This is a genomic window from Siminovitchia terrae (assembly GCF_003605405.2).
Taxonomy (GTDB): Bacteria; Bacillota; Bacilli; order Bacillales; family Bacillaceae_C; genus Siminovitchia; species Siminovitchia terrae.
Map to the genome: position 1 here is coordinate 22449 of NZ_QYTW02000024.1, position 18544 is coordinate 40992.

At 40.7% G+C, this 18544-nt stretch carries 17 protein-coding genes; 11 read left to right on the forward strand and 6 right to left on the reverse strand.

The window, feature by feature from the left end:
* Positions 1-12: 12 nt before the first annotated feature.
* Positions 13-903 carry a fructosamine kinase family protein gene (locus D5F11_RS19180; RefSeq protein ID WP_120117819.1) on the reverse strand — a complete coding sequence of 297 codons (891 nt, stop codon included), beginning with the start codon at positions 901-903 and terminating at the stop codon, positions 13-15.
* A 113-nt stretch (positions 904-1016) separates the two neighbouring features.
* Here D5F11_RS19180 and D5F11_RS19185 point away from each other — a divergent pair, with 113 nt between their 5' ends.
* Complete coding sequence (locus tag D5F11_RS19185) at positions 1017-2006, forward strand: outer membrane protein assembly factor BamD (RefSeq protein WP_120117820.1); 990 nt, start codon at positions 1017-1019, stop codon at positions 2004-2006.
* A 119-nt stretch (positions 2007-2125) separates the two neighbouring features.
* Here the strand turns inward: D5F11_RS19185 and D5F11_RS19190 are convergent, their stop codons facing one another.
* On the reverse strand, positions 2126-2584 hold the full coding sequence (locus D5F11_RS19190; protein WP_120117821.1) for a DinB family protein: 459 nt from the start codon (positions 2582-2584) through the stop codon (positions 2126-2128).
* Between the two features lie 1200 nt (positions 2585-3784).
* On the opposite strand from D5F11_RS19190, the gene hprK reads away from it, so the two are divergent.
* On the forward strand, positions 3785-4699 hold the full coding sequence (hprK, locus tag D5F11_RS19195) for an HPr(Ser) kinase/phosphatase (RefSeq protein ID WP_120117866.1): 915 nt from the start codon (positions 3785-3787) through the stop codon (positions 4697-4699).
* A gap of 173 nt (positions 4700-4872) precedes the next feature.
* On the opposite strand, the gene D5F11_RS19200 is transcribed toward hprK, so the two are convergent.
* The 4 genes from D5F11_RS19200 to D5F11_RS19215 form a co-directional block, all read right to left on the reverse strand.
* Entirely contained in the window at positions 4873-6525 is a 1653-nt protein-coding gene (locus D5F11_RS19200) for a b(o/a)3-type cytochrome-c oxidase subunit 1 (RefSeq protein ID WP_120117822.1), read from the reverse strand.
* Positions 6522-7010: a cytochrome c oxidase subunit II gene (locus D5F11_RS19205; protein WP_120117823.1), complete on the reverse strand. Its 489-nt coding sequence runs from the start codon at positions 7008-7010 to the stop codon at positions 6522-6524. Before D5F11_RS19205 ends, D5F11_RS19200 begins: the two co-directional genes overlap by 4 nt.
* Before the next feature lie 22 nt (positions 7011-7032).
* Positions 7033-7155, reverse strand: a complete 123-nt coding sequence (locus D5F11_RS19210) for a cytochrome C oxidase subunit II (protein ID WP_120117824.1) — start codon at positions 7153-7155, stop codon at positions 7033-7035.
* A gap of 380 nt (positions 7156-7535) precedes the next feature.
* Positions 7536-8222: a Crp/Fnr family transcriptional regulator gene (locus tag D5F11_RS19215; protein ID WP_120117825.1), complete on the reverse strand. Its 687-nt coding sequence runs from the start codon at positions 8220-8222 to the stop codon at positions 7536-7538.
* A gap of 497 nt (positions 8223-8719) precedes the next feature.
* Here D5F11_RS19215 and D5F11_RS26740 point away from each other — a divergent pair, with 497 nt between their 5' ends.
* The 9 genes from D5F11_RS26740 to D5F11_RS19255 all read left to right on the forward strand — a co-directional run bounded on the left by D5F11_RS26740 (position 8720) and on the right by D5F11_RS19255 (position 18516).
* Positions 8720-8893 (forward strand): hypothetical protein, encoded by a 174-nt coding sequence (locus D5F11_RS26740; RefSeq protein ID WP_185830793.1) that lies wholly within the window; start codon positions 8720-8722, stop codon positions 8891-8893.
* 715 nt (positions 8894-9608) lie between these two features.
* Positions 9609-10784: a ParM/StbA family protein gene (locus tag D5F11_RS19220; protein ID WP_120117826.1), complete on the forward strand. Its 1176-nt coding sequence runs from the start codon at positions 9609-9611 to the stop codon at positions 10782-10784.
* Positions 10785-10811: 27 nt separating this feature from the next.
* Positions 10812-11372, forward strand: a complete 561-nt coding sequence (locus D5F11_RS19225) for a hypothetical protein (protein WP_373316049.1) — start codon at positions 10812-10814, stop codon at positions 11370-11372.
* Between the two features lie 226 nt (positions 11373-11598).
* Positions 11599-12720: a C45 family autoproteolytic acyltransferase/hydrolase gene (locus tag D5F11_RS19230; RefSeq protein WP_120117828.1), complete on the forward strand. Its 1122-nt coding sequence runs from the start codon at positions 11599-11601 to the stop codon at positions 12718-12720.
* 116 nt (positions 12721-12836) lie between these two features.
* Positions 12837-14402 (forward strand): ABC transporter substrate-binding protein, encoded by a 1566-nt coding sequence (locus D5F11_RS19235; RefSeq protein WP_120117829.1) that lies wholly within the window; start codon positions 12837-12839, stop codon positions 14400-14402.
* A 176-nt stretch (positions 14403-14578) separates the two neighbouring features.
* Positions 14579-15529, forward strand: a complete 951-nt coding sequence (locus tag D5F11_RS19240; protein WP_120117830.1) for an ABC transporter permease — start codon at positions 14579-14581, stop codon at positions 15527-15529.
* Between the two features lie 54 nt (positions 15530-15583).
* The gene (locus tag D5F11_RS19245; protein ID WP_120117868.1) at positions 15584-16504 is read left to right on the forward strand and encodes an ABC transporter permease; all 921 of its coding nucleotides are present in this window, start codon (positions 15584-15586) and stop codon (positions 16502-16504) included.
* Positions 16497-17516, forward strand: a complete 1020-nt coding sequence (locus tag D5F11_RS19250) for an ABC transporter ATP-binding protein (RefSeq protein ID WP_120117831.1) — start codon at positions 16497-16499, stop codon at positions 17514-17516. The genes D5F11_RS19245 and D5F11_RS19250 overlap by 8 nt, the downstream gene beginning before the upstream one ends.
* The gene (locus tag D5F11_RS19255; protein ID WP_120117867.1) at positions 17506-18516 is read left to right on the forward strand and encodes an ABC transporter ATP-binding protein; all 1011 of its coding nucleotides are present in this window, start codon (positions 17506-17508) and stop codon (positions 18514-18516) included. Before D5F11_RS19250 ends, D5F11_RS19255 begins: the two co-directional genes overlap by 11 nt.
* The last annotated feature ends 28 nt before the right edge of the window (positions 18517-18544 follow it).

Consider the following 18544-nt stretch of genomic DNA (forward strand, 5'->3'; position numbering starts at 1 on the left):
GCCCCCACTGCGTTAACGCATTAACGCAGTGGGGGCCAGACCCCTTACATAGCGCCGCAAAACGGCATCTACTTGTCCGCCGTACGATTCACCAAACATGTTCAGATGAACGAGCAGGTAATAGAGCTGATACAAAGGCTTTACGTCCTCATAATAATCAGCAAAAGGAAATTCGCCTGTATATGCCTTATAAAATTCTTGTGAGAACCCTCCGAACAGCTCCGTAAAGGCCAATTCGAAATGCCTGTCCCCATATAAAAAGGACGGGTCAATCAAATAAGGATTTCCACCGGGGCCTGGCAGCCAGTTCCCGCCCCACAGATCACCATGCAAATAAGAAGGAGGAATTTCCTCTGGGATCCAATGTTCCAGCCGGTAAAGAAGCCTTTCCAAACGCTCCCGTCGTTTACCTCCAATGAAATGATTACGAATCCCAAGCTCAAACTGTGGCCGAAGTCGTCTGTCGCGGTAATAATCCAGCCAGTTAGAAAAAAGTCCATTCGGCTGGGGAAGGGTACCAATATATGTATCTTTCTGGAAACCATGCTTTTCACCGAATTGTTGATGCATGGAAGCGAGCTGTTCTCCCAACCTTGCTTGTGTTTCGGGGGTTTTGCGTCCTTCTATCCATTCTATGATTAAAAAAGCTTCGCCCTTTTTATCGGAAAAGGCGAGAACTTTAGGAACAGATACGGTTTTGGTCTCTTTTATCAGCAGCAAGCCATCTGTCTCCAATTCAAAAAAGCCCTCCGGGGAATTCGCATGATGTTTGATAAAAAATCGTCCGTTTTCCGTTTCTGTAAAAAAACCTTCATTGATCGAGCCGCCTGCGACCCGCTTTATATCTTTAATCGCTGAATAGTCATTTGTTTTATTTAACGCCTGTTGAATGATCTGAGTCAATTGAAATCGCCTCCCTACTTGCTATCCATACTAACATACTCCTATTGCTATCTAAAACAAGCTTAAATACTATAAAATAAGTTCAGGATATAGAACAAGGGAGGAATTTTCCATTGAAGAAACTATCCATTGCTTTGCTTGCATTCCTGATGATTTTAGCTGTTTACGGATGTTCCCAAAACAATGAGGTTTATGAAAAAATGATTGAACAGGGAATGCAGCAGATTGAAAAAGAAGAATACGAACGCGCGGAAAATTTTTTTGAAAAAGCACTGGACCAAAAGACCAAAGATGAAAAAGCGACTATGTTGGTCCAGCAAATTAAAATAATGTTAAAAGCTAAAACAGCATTTGACTCTGGAGACTTTGAAACTGCGAAAATCTCAGTCGAAGAAGTTTTAAAAACAAAGGGCGGCACAGAAAAACTGGGAGAAAAAGCGAAGGGTCTTGTCGAGCAGATGGAAGAAATGGAGGAGGCAAAAGATAAATACTCCAGTAACTATAACGAAGCGAAAAAGAACTTTAAGCAAGGGGAACTTGATCAATCTCTGAATGTCCTTGAAGAAGTATTAGAGAAAGATCTAAGCCATCCATTTTTCAGCGAGCTGAAAGAAGACTGTGAGGCTTTGGCTACCAAGGTGAAGGAAGCCAAAGAAGAGACTGAAGCCAAAGACGTAGCAGAAGTGGAGGCACAAGCCAAAGTAGAAGCAAAAGCCAAGGCAGAGGCAGAAAAAAAGACGGCAGCTGAAAAAGCAGAAAAAGAAAAGCAAGCCGCTGAAGAAAAGAAGCAAAAAGAAGCTGCATCCAAAGATATCGGAGCAGCTGAGGGATATTGGCTGACAGAAGACCAAACTGAGGCGTGCCATCTGACATCTTCCTACCTTACGTGTGCAGTCAAACAGTCAGATGTCGGCTTTAAACATGACATTACCCATATTCATCATATTAGCAGCACTGAATTAGAATTGACGTTCAACAATGGCCACAAAACACAAATTGTTTTGGCAAATAACAATGTCTTAGAAGGTGAAGTCGGCAGGTTGAATCGAGTTAGCAAAGAAGAGGCAAACGCCATTTATGAGGGGTACTATGAGTTGCCGTGATTATGTCCCTTCAATAATAATCGTGAGTTTATGAAAATAGTATGTAAATTTCGCGCAGAAATAAATTAGCTATTCGCCGCCAGAGCCAAAAAAGAGCTCCTTCTCAAGGAGCTCTTGCCTCATTTCATCACATATTGCATGGATTTGATGATTCCTAGATGGATGCCATCATGCCAGGTGACGAATTGTAGGGCCGCATCAACTGTATCCAGCTTCAGATAGCGGATGTCAACCGTTTCGGATGCAGCAATATCCAATTTCCCATTGAAAAACTCAACAATACGCTCGCCCTGCTTTTTCAAAGCGCCCAAGATTTCCTCAACTGTTGGAGGCTCTTGTTCCCAGTCAAACGGGCTTGTCCCATCAAGAAAAAAGTCGAACCATTTAGGATGGACGATGTCATAATGATGATCGGCTTTGTTTAGGTATTCTTCTGCCGTAACATATACGTGTCCGGCGTTCCATCGGATCGTGTTTGGAAAGCCTTCAATCCGTTCATCCCAAGTGTTTTCCTTCGTATTCCTCAACGCAATCAATAAAGCGGCGCGAGAATATGCGAACATGTTTAATGTTTCCATCTCTATCCAACACCCTTTATCCTTGTTCTACAACATTATATTCGAGTAGTACAGGGACTTCCAGTTATTCGATCTTTTTATTAATCATAGAGGATGCCAATGCTAAATATAATCATTATCGTGGAGAGCTCTCCACAAAGCCGAATTCAGCGTCTAATTGTGTATGAGGTCGTTTCTTTCATATCAGCCGTCGGGTTGGGCAGGAGCCACTTAAAAGCTCTCCAAGATTATGTGAAGCAGTGGGAGGGGAAACAGCTGGAGAAAAAAGGATGTTGCAGTATCATATGATTTTCTTGATTGAAATGGGAAAATGTGACATCAAATGGACTGTACGGAACTTGCAGTTGGTTTAGGTTGAACGATTTCATCAACCATTGAGCAGATTTCTATCGGTTTTAAATTTATATAGGGCAATCAATCATTTGAAATAGAGGTGAATCGGTTGTTTACAGGAAAGTGACATGGTAACGATCTTTCTTTTATGGGTAAAGGGCGTAATGCAATATTGTTAACGCTGCCGACTAAAGAAGGCTAATGACGGGATATACTTGCTAGCGTGGCGTGCCAGTTGGGATGAGTCCCAAATAGAGAGCCATATATCATATGAATTGAGGGGACAGGATGGGAGCTTCGGCATAGTGTCTCTTCAAAGTGATCAAGTTTATTAATTTGCCCAGGTGAATACTAAGTCAAAAGAACTGCTTTATCGAAATTCCCACAAGAAGGGTATCACGCATATTTTTCGTCTGTTCCCGAAGAATGTCGAAAATCTGGTAAAAATCGACAAAGGCTTCAGAATATCCATTCTATGGACGTGTGGTTTTACTGCTGCGGGATTAAATGTGCGGAAGGGATGGAGGATGCCATTATTTTTGTCTAAAAGCATGAAGGAATCCGAAACCTTGGTGTAAGTTGTTCGTATATATGAACATACCTGGATGAAAGGACCGCAAAAAAGTATTAGTGTTGTGGAATTCTATCTTCATTTAAGTAAGCGATACATTGTTTCTAATGGTTCTTCCCGGCCTTCTGTTCTGATTAGATATTGATTTCAATTGATGACAGTTATGACAATTATTTAGAGATTTTTCGACAAAAGCATGTAAGCGCTTTAAATAGGGAAAAATTAGGATGACGTTTCCTCTTTTTTCAAGTATAATCCTGAATCATAAGGTATTCAGATATGGAGAGTGCATCGACGTGAAAACGATAACAGTAAAAGACTTGATCAATAGATTTTCGTTGGAGGTTTTGGCAGGGGAGGAGCACCTGGACCGAAAAATTACAACGAACCGAGCACACCGACCGGGCCTGGAGTTTGTCGGGTATTTCGACTTCTTCCCTACCGAGCTCGTTCAGGTACTTGGGGTAAAAGAGCTGACCTTTTTAAAAAGGTTAAGTGATGAGGAACAGAAGCTGAGGATAGGGAACATCGTGAATTATCATCCCCCGTGCTTCATCATCACGGCACAGCAGGAACCCTTACGTTATTTGATGGAATACTGCATCCAGGAAGGAATTCCTTTGCTCCGTACGGATGATGATCCAACATCAGAATTTATCAGGAAGATGGATGCTTATTTGTTGAAGACGTTGGCTCCGGAAATGGCTATCCATGGTGTTTGTGTGAATGTTTCAGGTATAGGGGTCCTGCTGCGTGGAAAATCAGGCATCGGAAAAAGCGAGACTGCCCATACCTTAATCCGCAGGGGGCATCGCCTTGTAGCGGATGACATTGTTACGTTGAAAAAGCTCGGTCCTCAGACGCTCCTCGGAACGCACGACAATAGTACAAGGGAACTGCTCGCATTAAGAAGTATCGGTCTGGTCAACGTAGTCCGACTGTACGGGAGAGAAGCGTTCCAGGACCAGTCCAGAATCGTATTGGATATTGAATTGACGAAATGGGAAGAGGACTCTCTAAACAATGAATTGGAGCTTGAACCCCAGTTCACAGATTATATGGGGGTCAAAATTCCTCATATTGAGATTCAGCTCCAGCCAGGACGTGATGTGGCAGGTCTCATAGAAGCAGCCGCCAATAACTGGTATCTTCAACGGGAAGGCTATAGTGCGGCAGAGGAATTTTCAAAGCGGTTGGGAATTGATCATTAATAAGAAAGGCGAGGTGGAGCATTGCTCCGCCTCGCCTTTCTTTATTGTTTATTGGGGTCAGACCCCAAAGCCAAATCAATCTGTTGCATTCTTGATTTCCACTGCAATCACCATAGTAACCATTGTGACGATCAGCATGGAAGATATAACCATGAACATATGGAATCAACTCCTTACCAAGTGATGAATCCTCTGGATCCTGGTGGTGCATTCTGGATCATGTCGTAGAGTGGCAAGGCATAGGCCATGACAATGAGAGCCACTGCAATACCGACCCATATTCCCCAGTTTTCCAAGAATTTAGCAGTATGGGAAGTATCACTTTCTGCGATTGGAAATTCAACAAGATCATTTTCATCTTGTACTTTTGGAGCTACAAACATCAAATTCGCAACAATATAAACTAATAGCATGGCAGAAAAGAATAATATTGTTCCGCCAATGGCCATCGTGACATGGTTTGATAGAATTCCCTGGAACCATTCGGCTGCAGATTCGTTGCCGTTGTATCCGGCGTAGGCTGTTCTACGTGGTGCTCCCAGTAATCCCAGCAAATGTTGGGCAGTAGACATGAGCAACATTCCTATTGCCCAAGTACCGATTTGAATATGGGCAAGCTTTTGCAAGTGCTTTGGAAACTCTCTGCCTGTCAAATAGGGGATCAGCCAGAAGGTGACACTCATAAACGTCATGGCAACTGGCGTTCCTACTGTAATATGGAAATGTCCTACAACCCAAAGTGTGTTGTGTACAAGCTCATTCAATTGGAAGCTGGCATTGATGATTCCGCCTGCACCGCCTGGAATAAAGAACAACATGGCGATGAAGAGGGAAGAGAATCGTACATCTTTCCAAGGAAGCTTTCTTAACCAACCGAACAATCCTGTTCCACCTTTATTTCTTCCAGAAATTTCAAATGTGGCGAACATAGAAAAGGCAGTCATTAATGTTGGAATAATAACCATAAATGTTAATACGACCTGTAGAAATTTCCAGAAGCTATCGATCCCTGGTTCAGTCAACTGATGGTGGAAGCCGACAGGGAATGAGAATAAAATGAACAAAATAAATGAAAATCTTGCAAGTGAGTCACTAAAAACTTTTGTACCGATAATTTTTGGCATAACGACATACCAAGCCATATAGGCTGGCAACAGCCAGAAATATACGAGCGGATGGCCGAAATACCAGAATAAAGAACGGCTCAATTCAACGTTGATCGTATCTGTCAATCCAAATGCCCATGGAAGGTACTGGAAGACAACCGTTGCGACTACACCAAGACATGCAATGATCCACAGAAGCAGGGTTGCCGTAGTCATATAAGCAAACAGTGGGCTGAATTGTCCTTTGTTCTTTTTCTTCCAAGCGACAAAATGTCCGAGAAGTGCAAAGCTGGTAAACCATGTTCCAATAATGAATAAGGCCAATCCTAGGTAATACCAGCCGCTTGCTTTCAGTGGGGCATAGAACGTATAAAGTACCGATGCCTTTCCTGAAATGATCATCACAGTTGCCATCGTAGTTCCAATTGCTGTAGTCCAAAGGCCAATCCAAGCAAATAGACTTACTTTCGGACCAAAGGAACCCAGTGTTTTACTCATGCCGGCAATCAAGAAGGCGAAGATAAAGAAAGCAGTGAAAATAAGGGCTAATAACACGCCATGTGCCGTCAAGATTTGGTAGTAATCCAGGAATTTGGGAAGTTGCAAGGAATCATTTCTGACGAAAACCTGCAGCAATCCGCAAAAGGTTCCAATGATGAAAGCAATATAAGCAATCCCAATATTCCATAATGCAAGCTTTCTGTCTTTTACTGCAATCATGGTTCATACACCTCAATCTCTGTAGACATATAATGGTGGCCGGATCCGCAATATTCGTTGCAGAGAACTAAGTATTTTCCAGGTTTATCGAAAATATAGCTTTTATGGGTAATTCTTCCCGGGACGGCCATCATATTCACTTTTGTGTTGTCAATGGTAAAGCTGTGCACAACATCTGTACTCGTTAAGGTAAAAATGATTTCCTTTCCTACAGGAACTTTTATATCTGGAGGATCGTAGCCGAACGCTTGGGCAACCACTACGACTTCGTATCTGTCTTCATCAATCTGTCTTACACCAGGTTTGTCAAAAGGAGCTTGTTCAGAGACTTTCTCCGGGTCAATCGTGTCCATACCACCTGCAGGCAGGCATAGAACGGATTCATTTCCGTGCGCAAAGGCGGTGAATCCGACGATGCTCAAAAACACGGCCAGCGATAAAATACCGAAAATCAACCAAATTTTCTCGTACTTATGAAAATGCATAAATACTCACCTTCTTCTCTTTTTATCTGGCAACATAAAGGAAATATGTCGCAAACCACATAACGATAATTATGATTCCAACGCCAAAAACACCAACAAGCGTTCCTTTCAGATTGGGCTCCTCACCATGTTTGTTTTTAGCCATATTGACACCCTCCAATGTGCTCATTATTTACTTAAATCGTACTCCTGCTGATATTTTGTCACTGTGATAAAAGTCACACTTGACCTCAACTTCACATTAACTTCATAAGTACTTCAAAATTTAGACAAAAAGTAAAACCAGAGTACTGGAGAGCCGAATTTGTTTGGTGCTGTGAAATAGCCGATGAAAAAAAGGATCTATTTTCCAAATAAGTTTGTTTCACATAAAAAAGGCCGCGACATGCGTCGTGGCCTTGATTTTAGGGCAATTCATATTATGTGAAAAACAAAATATTGTAAGATATTCAAGCCGATTGCGGGAACGTCCAGATTCGCGCGGAATCCTCTGTATTCATGCAAATTACTTTTTCAAGCAGTTCGCTAATCCATCCTGCAAATGTCCACAGGGCAGTTCTCACAATGAATTTCGTCCTTTAGGTATTGAAGGTTGTGGACAAAAATCTTTCCGTTATCCATTTTAATGATTCCATCATTCTTTAAGCTGTTTAACAAACGATTGACAACCTCGCGGCTCATCCCGCAAAAGTTGGCCAATTCTTGGTTTGTAAGCGGAAGATCAATCAGGATACCATCATTTTTTTCGATCCCGTAGCTGTTAGTCATACGGATCAGAGTTGAATAAAGAGCTCCTTTTTTCCCATGCAAAACCAGGTCCCGGAATTTGGACTGGGTTTGCTGCTGTTGAGTGCCCATCATTTTTAAAAAACCAACGGTAAGGCTCGTGTCAAGAAGAAGCTTCTCCTCCAAATCCTGCTTTCCAATTTTTACGAGGGAGCAGTCTTCAATTACTTTCGCTTGGACTCTATAGGTGGAAAGCTTGCAAAACAGACGGATTTCGCTTATATAATCTCCTTCACTGCAAATACGAAAGGTGATTTCCCGCCCGTCTGGAGTAATTTTTCCAATTCGGACTCTTCCGGAACGGATATAGAAAATACTATCGGCAAGATCACCTTCGCGGAACAAAAAGCTGCCTTTTTTAACCACTTTTTCTTTATGTTCAATCAAAAGGAGATCTTTCAGATCTTCTGAATAATCGCCGTTCATGGAGGTCCTCCTTCCATTATTTAAAAAATGCGTTTCAATTGTATGTTAATTATAACATGTAGGCGGAAGAATCCATATTGAATCTGTACTTTAGACATACCAATAATGATAAAACGTCTAGGTTGGCGGTGAAGGGGATGAAGTGAAGCCAGCAGTATACGTTGTATTAGAGTTATCTTGATTCGGTATAAAGGTAGGGATATTTCAATCGACTCAATGTTTTGTGATGATGTTCACAAGGAAGGCTTTACCGGCTATAGGTCAGATTCGCTTGATTCTGGGGCTTGGTGCTGCTCGGAAATAAGATAAATTGAATATAAAATAAGAGAATTTCAATGCTGGGGGGCAGGTAGGGGAGTTATTGGCCAAAAAACGCCATACTCCTTTGCTAGTGACTGTATTTTCTGAAGGTTATTAATGAGAAAAAGGATCTAAATAGCTTCATATTAGGATTTAACTTCATTCAGTAGAAGTCTCCCACTTCTGTAAGTGGTGAGATGAAAGCATATTGGTATTCCATTCAGTGGGGGGTCAAACCTCGGTTGAATAAAGTTAAAGCCTTCGGTGGATGCCACAGATTTTCAGAGGAAATTTATCGAGCGGAGCTCGATAAAATCTGGTCGCAAATACGCCAAGGCGCATTTGATAGTGGGGGTGTAAATATCATGTGAATGAATTTCAACTGAATCAGTTGAGAAAAGTTTACTGCCCGTATAATAATCCCTAAAGAGCTCTGACCCTGAAAAATTCAGGGGATTAGTTACGATATTATTATTGTGCTGGAATGATGCCTAAGGAGAGAGTTTGCCTTTATTAATGAGGAAGGAAAGGATTTTTAACGATAAAATATTACTCTATGATTATCCGGAATTTTTTGTTTGTTTTAAAAAATAAAACTCGACAAATTCCTACTATTTTCGTCAGGATTTACTCCCTCTTTTTTAGGCTAATTTCACGAGTCTTACTATGAGCTGGGGCCAATTTTCATCAATGGTTTAATTTAAAATCTAAATGTTTATTTTACTGCTTGTATTTTCCAAAGGGGCATGAATATTAATTTAGCTCATCTGATGTTTTGGATTGTTTAACTGGCGAAATTCTCTTGAAATAATGTCGAAAACAGAAGAAAACAATTTTGTGTACATGTAAACAAATAAAGGTATGTTGTTTACTTATTATGTATACATGTGTACAAAACGGTAAACATATTGATTTGACGACATGTTTACGGATTAAGTAAACAAGTACACAAGTAAACGATAAATGTATACGAAATGTCGATAGTGAAAGCATTATTGACCGCAATAAGAAATTCAGGTAATCTTTAATCATACTTATAGAAATTTCCAATTGGTAGTTTCGCAAAAGAAAGGATGATAGTTATATATGGAAAAAACAAGACTTGCAGCGATTGATGTTGGAAATGATTCCTTAAAAGGTATCTTTGGTGAAATGGAGCATGAAATTAATATCCCCAATATCATTGCAAGAGATGTAGAAGACCGTCCGGTTATTGGATTGGAAGAGTTGGATAATCAAGAACCAATAGATGGATTACATATACGTTTACACTCTCCTTCATTACAAGAAAATGGCGCCGTTTACCGAGTTGGCCATTTGGCGACACGAAGCGGGAATGCCACAGAGTTAGATCCAGGAAGCAGCAAATCGGAAGAAGATCAGACATTGGTTATGCTGTTTGCAGCGCTGGCTCTTGACGCGGTACGTGAAGAGAACAAGAAGGTGTTCAAACGCAGTAACAATGTTGTCGAAGCTACCTACAGTTTAGGCACAGGGCTTCCTTTGAGAGAAGTGAAGGAAGGAAAAGATGTGGGTTACCGCTCTAAATTGCTAGGTTCTGTACACCAGATAGAGTTTTTGGTCACTCCAAAATACCAGGGAATCAAAGTCAATATTAAATTCGAAGAAGTAAAGATTTATCCTGAAGGTTTTGCCGCTTTCATCAATCTAGTCATGGATAATGATTTGAAGATCATCAACAAAGACTTGATTGACAAAAGAATCATCATTCAAGATATTGGCGGATTATCAACAGATATCGCCGTCATTAAAAATAGGAAAGTGGATGATGACCGTGCGCAGGGCTTCAACCTTGGTGTATCTGAATCCCTTGATGCGATTCGAGAGGAGATCCGTTCAAAATATGGTGTTGAGCTCGACAGCCGGCGGGATGTTGTAGAGGTCATCACGAAAAAGAATGATAGAAACCACATTATGGTCAAAGGTAGCCGGACAAGCGTCCATGAGATTGTTGACCGCATTCTCTTGGAACTGGCAAAAAAGCAATACCGCCACTTAAGAAATGTTTGGCAAAGAAACTCCCAAACAGAGATTGCCTACTTTATCGGCGGAGGATCCATCGTTTTGAAAGATTATTTGAAGGCATTAAACAATAATCTGGATGGATACAATATCGACTTTTTTGAAGATGAAAAAGAAAGTGTCTGGATGATGGCAAATGCATACTATAAGCTGATCGCCGACTTTGCTAAAAAGAATCAAAAAGAGATAAAAGAAGAGAAAAAAGCGGTTAAAAATTAATAGGGTGATACCATGAAGGAAACGGGGATGAAGAGGGGGCAACCAATCACATTCAGGATCCCTTCCGATGCGCCTGACCATATTTTGAAGCAACTGCAAAGATTAAAAGAGACAGAGCGGAGAAATTTCTCGAGCAAAATTGCTTCCATCGTAATGAGTGGAGTCAGCGAAACTTTGACAAAGCAAAGGGAGACTCTCACGATTCCACTGCCAAGAGGGCTAACCAAAGATCAGCGCGACTGGCTAAAGCATGAGCATTCGGAAGCGTTGCTCGGAAACATCGTTTACCAATTATTATCCGATCCTGTTAGAGCTGTATCCATCCTGGCATCACTCAACAGCAATGCGCTGGAAATCGACGATGCTCTGTACTTGCAGGAGGAAGCGGCAACGATAGAAGAACATGGTGGAACGGAATATCCTGAGGAAGATCAGTTTACAGTTAGTAGCAGCCACCCATCTGATGTAGACGATTTAGATGATCTTGATTGGGGTCAAATCAAAATGGATGAAGAAACACAGGATGCGGAGAAAGCCGAGTTAGAAGATGATCCATTGGCGGATTTTCTGGCACAGATGAATAAATGAGAGGACATGAAGAGTATCCTTTTGTCAGGCTGTCGAACATTTCGACAGCCTTCTTTATATTTATAGTTCCTTCATTACTCGTACGGAAAAATAGAAGGAACGTTCCTCTTTTTTGTTCATTAAAAAAAATTAAACATATTATTAAAATACTTCAAATGTACTTAACATGTTTAGCTGGTTATAATTTTTTTATAAATAATAAGTTAGCTAAACACAGGAGGTTTTCATGAACAACAAAGAAGCGGTAATCAATAAAAGGTCCAACCAAAGGTTTCCTTTTTATAGATTTAAGGGAACCCACCATGAAATTGGCTTACAGCATGGTGAAGCATGCAGGGGCTTAATTGAGCGCCATCTAAATCTGGCAGTTGAAAGACTGCAAAGGCAGCATGATATAGCTTTGCCAGAAATATTGGAGGAGACACTGAAATATAGAAAATACGTAAAGGAACACTCTCCATTTTTAGATGATGAGATTGTCGGGATTGCTAAAGGAGCAAATATTTCCATTGAAGAAGCCTATTTACTCCAGGTACGAGCAGAAATCAATCGCTGTTTCAAGACAGAGAATGAGTGTACAACTTTTGCAGTGGCCCCTGAGTCTACAAAAGAAGGTACTATCATTATTGGTCAAAATGCTGATCTTCCGGAATTTTACTCTTCTATATCCATTATTAAGGAAGTAGAGCCGGAAGATGGAAAAGCCACATTAATGTTGACTCCTGCGGGCCAAGTATCATACATAGGCATTAATAATGCCGGGATGGGTGTTTTTGCGAACTTTCTAGAATGTGAGGGATGGAGGGAAGGCTATCCACGCTACATGTTCTCCAGGTTTGCATTGACACATGATTCCATAGAAGAAGCAGTAAAGGGCCTTCGAAGTCTTACTCGTGCCTCGTCACGCAATTTAATCATGTCCGATAAAAATGGAGTAATAGCAAATATGGAAACAACGGTTACGGATGATGCTCTATTAAAGCCAAAGGACGGGATCCTAGCACATGCCAATCATTATCTCTCTAATGAATTAGCGAACGAGGAACGGTCTAAAGGTTATCTTTTGAATAACTCTAAAATACGGCAACAGCGAATGGAGCAATTATTGCTAGAAAAAAAGGGCGAAATAACTGTGGAAATATTGAAGGAGATCATGCGGGACAGGGAGAACTATCCGAACTGTTTATGCCAAGCTCCCGGAGATGAGAGTATGCAGGCACCTGGAGACAGCGGAGGGGATATTGTTACATTTGCATCAGTGATTGCTGAACCTGAGGCGGGAAGAATGTGGGTTGCAATGGGGCCGCCAAATGAACATGAGTACCATCCTTATTCCTTTACACGTTGAATAAATAGTTGCTTTATGAAGGTGGTGAAGTTTACCACTTTCACTAAATAGAAGCAGTATGACAAGTTTGTTAAAAAATGTATTCGCTTGCAAGCGGATGAAAAGGGGATGAAGTAATGAGAGTAAGTAAAATGGTATGGATGGTATGTATATTATCCATTATTGCTTTGGTCGCCGGCTGTAAATCAACCAACACAAATTCAAGCACGGATCTTGATATGGGTAAAGAATTAATTGTGGCATATCCTAGTCAACCGCCATCCTTAGATACTCATACCAATACGACAACTGCAACGTCAAATATAGGAAAGAATATTTTCGAATCGTTAGTTGCTATGGATTCTAATTATGGTGTGCAGCCAATGCTTGCTGATTCGTGGGAAGTAAAAGAGGATGGACGCGTTATCGAATTTAAACTGCGCAAGGGTGTCAAATTTCATAACGGGAAAACAATGACTTCTAAAGATGTTGTCGCCTCAATGAACCGGTGGCTTGAAAATTCCAGTTCTGCGGAAGAAACGTTTGATGATGCCTCTTTTTCAGAGATTGACGATCATACAGTTAAGTTAGAGATGTCGCAGCCGACTTCAACTGCTTTAGTCGTACTTGCTTATTCTGGAGGCGAGTTAGCGAGCATTATGCCAGCGTCTGTCATTGAAAACATTAAGGGGGACAAGTTAACTGAATTTATAGGGACTGGGCCTTTTCAATTTGAGTCTTGGCAACAGGATCAACAAATTCATTTGAAGAAGTTTAAAAATTATTCCAGCCGAGAGGAAGCAGCTGATGGATTGTCGGGAAAGAAGGAAGCTCTAGTTGACGATTTGTATTTTAAATTTGTCGCCGATTCTTCTACTAGACTTGCTGGAATACAGTCCGGGGAATACGATGTGGCACATAGTATTCCGTATGATAGCACAGATCAACTTAAAAGTAATCCTAACGTCAAATTATATTCTTCACCAAATACAATATTGAACATTTACTTGAATAAAAAGAAGGGCTTGTTTTCAGATCTAACCGCAAGGAAAGCGCTTGCTACAGGTATAAACAAAGAGGCTATTTTAAAGGCTTCCTTTGGTGATTCGGAAAATTACGAAAAGACTCACCATATGATGATGTACCATCAAGAAGGTCAGTGGTCCAGTGATATCGGAAAAAAAGAATACAACATTCATGATGTAGAAAAGGCCAAGGAACTATTTAAAAAGGCTGGGTACAATGGGGAAACTCTTAAAATAATGGCTACCAGAGATTATGAATATGTGTATAGTTCCGCCGTTGTTTTGCAAGAACAATTAAACCAAATGGGAATTAACGCTGAAGTAGAAGTCTATGATTGGCCTACTTTTGTAGATAAACGGGACGATCCGGATAATTATGACATTACGATTATTCCAAATACTGCGAAGCCAGAGCCTTCTTCTCTCGCGTTTATGAGATCTGATTTTACTGGTTGGACAGACAGTGAAGAATTAAATGCAATTTTAGAGGAGTTTCGCAGGGCTCCATCATTGGAGGATGCCCAAAAAAAATATAATGACTTGCAGGCCTGGTTTATCGACTATATCCCAATCATTAAAATTGGCGATATAAATTCCATTTATGCATCCAGGGATAATATCTCAGAAATAGAATACGTGGATGGAGCCATTTATTGGAATGTCACAAAATCCAAATAATGACTTTTAAAAAATTTATATGTTGTTTCAAGCGCTGGGAGATTTATCCGAATAGATGCAGACATTGTTTTGATACGTGCTTCATATGCCACTCTATTGAAAAAGAGAGAGTCCCCGATCAACGATTCAAATGGTATGATCGGGGTGCTTTATTAACGATTTGGGGGGGACAGACTTTGTGGTCATATATATTAAAAAGAACTTTATCCTTAATACCAATACTGTTCATCGTGTCCCTAGTGATATTTTTCATTATACATTTAACACCTGGTGATCCTGTTTCCTATATGTTGGGAGATGAAGCGACTGAAGAACAGATTAATAATGTACGTGAAGAGATGGGATTAAATCTGCCTATCTATGAGCAATATTTTCATTGGATTGCCAATGTGCTGAAAGGAGACTTTGGGGTCTCATTTCATATGAATACAACCGTATTAGATGCTATCTTTTCCCATGTCGCTCCTACCTTGTCTCTTGCGATTTTTGCCCAGGTGATTGCATTGCTCATTGCCATCCCACTTGGAATCATCGCTGCTATTAAGCGGGGAACGATAGTGGATCAGGCGGTGATGGGATTATCGTTACTGGGTATGGCTGTACCAAGTTTTTTATTGGCTCTCTTTTTAGTTTTGTTGATCGGAGTTCACTTGCAATGGCTTCCTATAGCAGGATATCAGCCTCTAAGCAGCGGGTTGTGGAATCACTTAAAATACTTAATCTTACCTGCAATATCATTAGGTTCTATTCAAGCCGCTCTTATTGCCAGAATGACACGCTCATCTATGCTTGAAGTATTGAATAACAACTATATCAATATGGCGCGTTCAAAAGGAGTTAGTGAGAGAAAAGTTATCTATAGCCATGCTCTTCATAATGCGTTTCTCCCTATATTAACTGTAATCGGACAGACATTTGGTGCATTGGTAACTGGAGCTGTTATCACGGAAACCATTTTTAATATTCCTGGATTGGGCCAGCTGATCATTAACTCAGTAGAGCGAAGAGACTACACTGTCATCCAAGGAATCGTTCTATTTGTGACTTTCATATACGTCATGCTGAATTTATTAATTGATTTGTTATATGGAGTTGTGGATCCACGAGTTCGCTTGGATGAAAAATAATATTTCTTTTTGTAAGAGGGGGTGTGAGTTTTGAATGGATCAGAAGCAAAGGAAATGCTAACGGCAACAAAGAAAAAGTTGATCAGTGAACAACGGTCTCTTTTAAAAAGGCGTTTTTTTTCAAATAACTCCATGATGATAGGTTTAATTATCTTAAGTTTTTTAATCATTATTTGTTTGGTCGGCCCTTCTATTACAAGCTATACTCCATTTGAAATGGACGTGGAGAAGAGGTTAAATGGCCCGAATTCCACCTATCTGCTTGGCACTGATAATTATGGCAGAGATTTATTGACCAGGATTATCTATGGAGCGCGTGTCTCAATGGGAGTAGGCTTTTTGGTAGCTTTCATCACTTCCGTACTTGGGGTCATCATGGGGCTGTATGCCAGCTATTACAAGGCACTGGATCATATCCTTATGAGAATCAGTGACGGTTTGATAGCTATACCAGGCATTTTATTCGCCATTGCCTTAATGGCGGCTTTGGGTCCTCGTACAGAAAACGTTGTTTTAGCCTTAAGCATTGTATTTACACCTTATGTAGCACGGGTTGTCCGATCGGCTGCCCTAGTGGTCAAGGAACAAACGTATATTGAGGCAATGAAGGCTCAAGGTGCCAGCTCAACACGTATTATTTGGAGGCATATTGCTCCAAATGTATTATCTCCGCTTATTGTTCAGGCAACATTTATTTTTGCGGATACGATTATAACAGAGGCGGGATTAAGCTTTCTTGGAGCCGGCGTTCCAACACCAAATCCAAGCTGGGGAAATATCTTGTATGATGGGAAACTTGTCATATTTAATGCATGGTGGATGACAGTGTTTCCAGGGATTATGATTATCATGGCTGTTATAGGATTAAATCTTTTAGGTGATGGAATAAGGGACATCATGGACCCGCATTATAAAAAAATCAGATTCAAAAAGGCATTTAGATTAAAGCTTAATAGGGGAGAAAAGAATGACTGATACTCTTTTGAAGCTGGACAAATTAAAAACCCATTTTCATACAGAGAGAGGCATGGTAACGGCTATTGATGGGATTACTTTTGAAGTTGGTAAAGGAGAAATCGTTGGTTTAGTTGGAGAATCAGGTTGTGGAAAAAGCGTGACGATACAATCCATTCTAAGATTATTGGACGAAAGGTCAGTCGTCTATGAAGGGGAAGTGAACTATAAGGGGAAGAACCTGTTGAATTGTAGTAAAAGGGAGATGCAACAGATCCGGGGCAATGAAGTCTCCATGATTTTTCAAGATCCATTAAGTTCATTAAATCCTGTACAAACCATTGGCCGACAAATCACGGAGCCCATAATGATTCATCAAAAAGTGTCTAAAAAGGCTGCAAAAGAAGAATCTGTAAATTTATTGAGATTGGTTGGAATTCCTAATCCTGAGGCAAGAATCAATGAATATCCACATCAGCTTTCAGGTGGTATGCGGCAAAGAGGTATGATAGCAGTTGCCCTCGCATGTAAGCCTTCGCTTTTGTTGGCTGATGAACCAACCACTGCGCTGGATGTTACGATACAATCCCAAATACTGAAGTTAATGAAAGAGTTAAATGCGGACCTGAATATGGGAATCATTTTTATTACTCATGATCTTGGAGTAGTCGCAGAACTATGTTCAAGGGTCATTGTGATGTATTTGGGAGAAATCGTAGAAGAAGCAAGTGTTCAGGAATTGTTTACCCGTCCTTTACACCCATATACACAAGGCTTAATCCAATCCATTCCGAAAATTGACGGTGACCGCTCCGAGGAATTATATGTCATTAAAGGGACTGTGCCGTCGTTAGCTCAGGTTCCTAAAGGTTGCCGCTTTGCAAACCGCTGTTTATATGCGAATACAAAATGTTTTGATGCTCCTCCTCCTACATACACAGAAACCGATTCACAAAAAGTGAAATGCTGGCGTTATAAGGAAATCCAGGAGATGAAGGAGGTGGTTCCTCGTGAAATTGAAAATGCAAAATGAGTATAAAGAAAGGGATATGGATAAGAAGAATAAACTGTTGGAAGTGAAAAACTTAAAGAAACATTTTCCTGTGAAACGAGGGTTTTTTAATATTGGAAAGAAGCAAATCTCAGTAAAAGCCGTAAATAATGTTACCTTTGATATTTATGAGGGTGAAACATACGGTCTAGTTGGTGAATCGGGATGTGGAAAAAGCACAGTTGGACGAACGTTATTGAGATTAATAGAGCCGACTGATGGGCAGGTACTGTATAATGGACAGGACATTTTAAATGCATCTAAAAAGGACATGTTGGATATTCGTAAGAAAATTCAAATGGTATTTCAAGACCCTTATTCCTCTCTTAATCCCAGGAAAAGAATTGGAAAAATTGTAGAAGAGCCTCTAATTATCCACAAAAAGGGCATCGCCGACGAGCGTTCTGATGTCGTGATGGAAACTTTAAGTAAAGTGGGTCTTCAATTAGAGCATTATTATCGGTATCCGCATGAATTTTCAGGTGGGCAAAGGCAGAGAATCGGACTTGCCAGGGCGCTAGTGCTGAATCCAAAATTGTTAATAATGGATGAGCCTGTTTCGGCGCTCGACGTATCTATTCAATCACAAGTCATTAATTTGCTGAAGAAATTACAAAAGGATATGTCTTTGGGCTATTTGTTTATTTCCCATGACATGAGTGTGGTCCGATATATGGCTGATCGAATTGGCGTGATGTACCTGGGAGAATTAGTGGAAGAGGCGTCAACAGAAGAATTATTTGCCGACCCAATGCATCCATATACCAAGGCCCTTCTTTCAGCAGTCCCCTCTCCAGATATTGAAAGGAAAAAAGAAGAAATTGTGCTTAAGGGGGAGCTGCCTTCCCCGATGAACCCGCCAGCCGGCTGCAAATTCCATACTAGATGTCCGTTTGCGCAAGAGGAGTGTAAACAAAGTGCTCCTAAAAAGCATCAGATAGCCGAGGGTCACTATGTAGCATGTCACCTATATAAAGAATAGCAGCGAAAATACTCTTAACCCCACTCTA

Coding starts and splice junctions, on each gene's coding strand:
- D5F11_RS19200 (WP_120117822.1), bottom strand. CDS start 6,525: ATGATTGCAGTAAAAGACAGAAAGCTTGCATTATGGAATATTGGGATT.
- D5F11_RS19205 (WP_120117823.1), bottom strand. CDS start 7,010: ATGCATTTTCATAAGTACGAGAAAATTTGGTTGATTTTCGGTATTTTA.
- D5F11_RS26740 (WP_185830793.1), top strand. CDS start 8,720: ATGAAAGCATATTGGTATTCCATTCAGTGGGGGGTCAAACCTCGGTTG.
- D5F11_RS19225 (WP_373316049.1), top strand. CDS start 10,812: ATGAAGAGGGGGCAACCAATCACATTCAGGATCCCTTCCGATGCGCCT.
- D5F11_RS19210 (WP_120117824.1), bottom strand. CDS start 7,155: ATGGCTAAAAACAAACATGGTGAGGAGCCCAATCTGAAAGGAACGCTT.
- D5F11_RS19245 (WP_120117868.1), top strand. CDS start 15,584: ATGCTAACGGCAACAAAGAAAAAGTTGATCAGTGAACAACGGTCTCTT.
- D5F11_RS19255 (WP_120117867.1), top strand. CDS start 17,506: ATGCAAAATGAGTATAAAGAAAGGGATATGGATAAGAAGAATAAACTG.
- D5F11_RS19215 (WP_120117825.1), bottom strand. CDS start 8,222: ATGAACGGCGATTATTCAGAAGATCTGAAAGATCTCCTTTTGATTGAA.
- D5F11_RS19235 (WP_120117829.1), top strand. CDS start 12,837: ATGAGAGTAAGTAAAATGGTATGGATGGTATGTATATTATCCATTATT.
- D5F11_RS19190 (WP_120117821.1), bottom strand. CDS start 2,584: ATGGAAACATTAAACATGTTCGCATATTCTCGCGCCGCTTTATTGATT.
- D5F11_RS19230 (WP_120117828.1), top strand. CDS start 11,599: ATGAACAACAAAGAAGCGGTAATCAATAAAAGGTCCAACCAAAGGTTT.
- D5F11_RS19220 (WP_120117826.1), top strand. CDS start 9,609: ATGGAAAAAACAAGACTTGCAGCGATTGATGTTGGAAATGATTCCTTA.
- D5F11_RS19250 (WP_120117831.1), top strand. CDS start 16,497: ATGACTGATACTCTTTTGAAGCTGGACAAATTAAAAACCCATTTTCAT.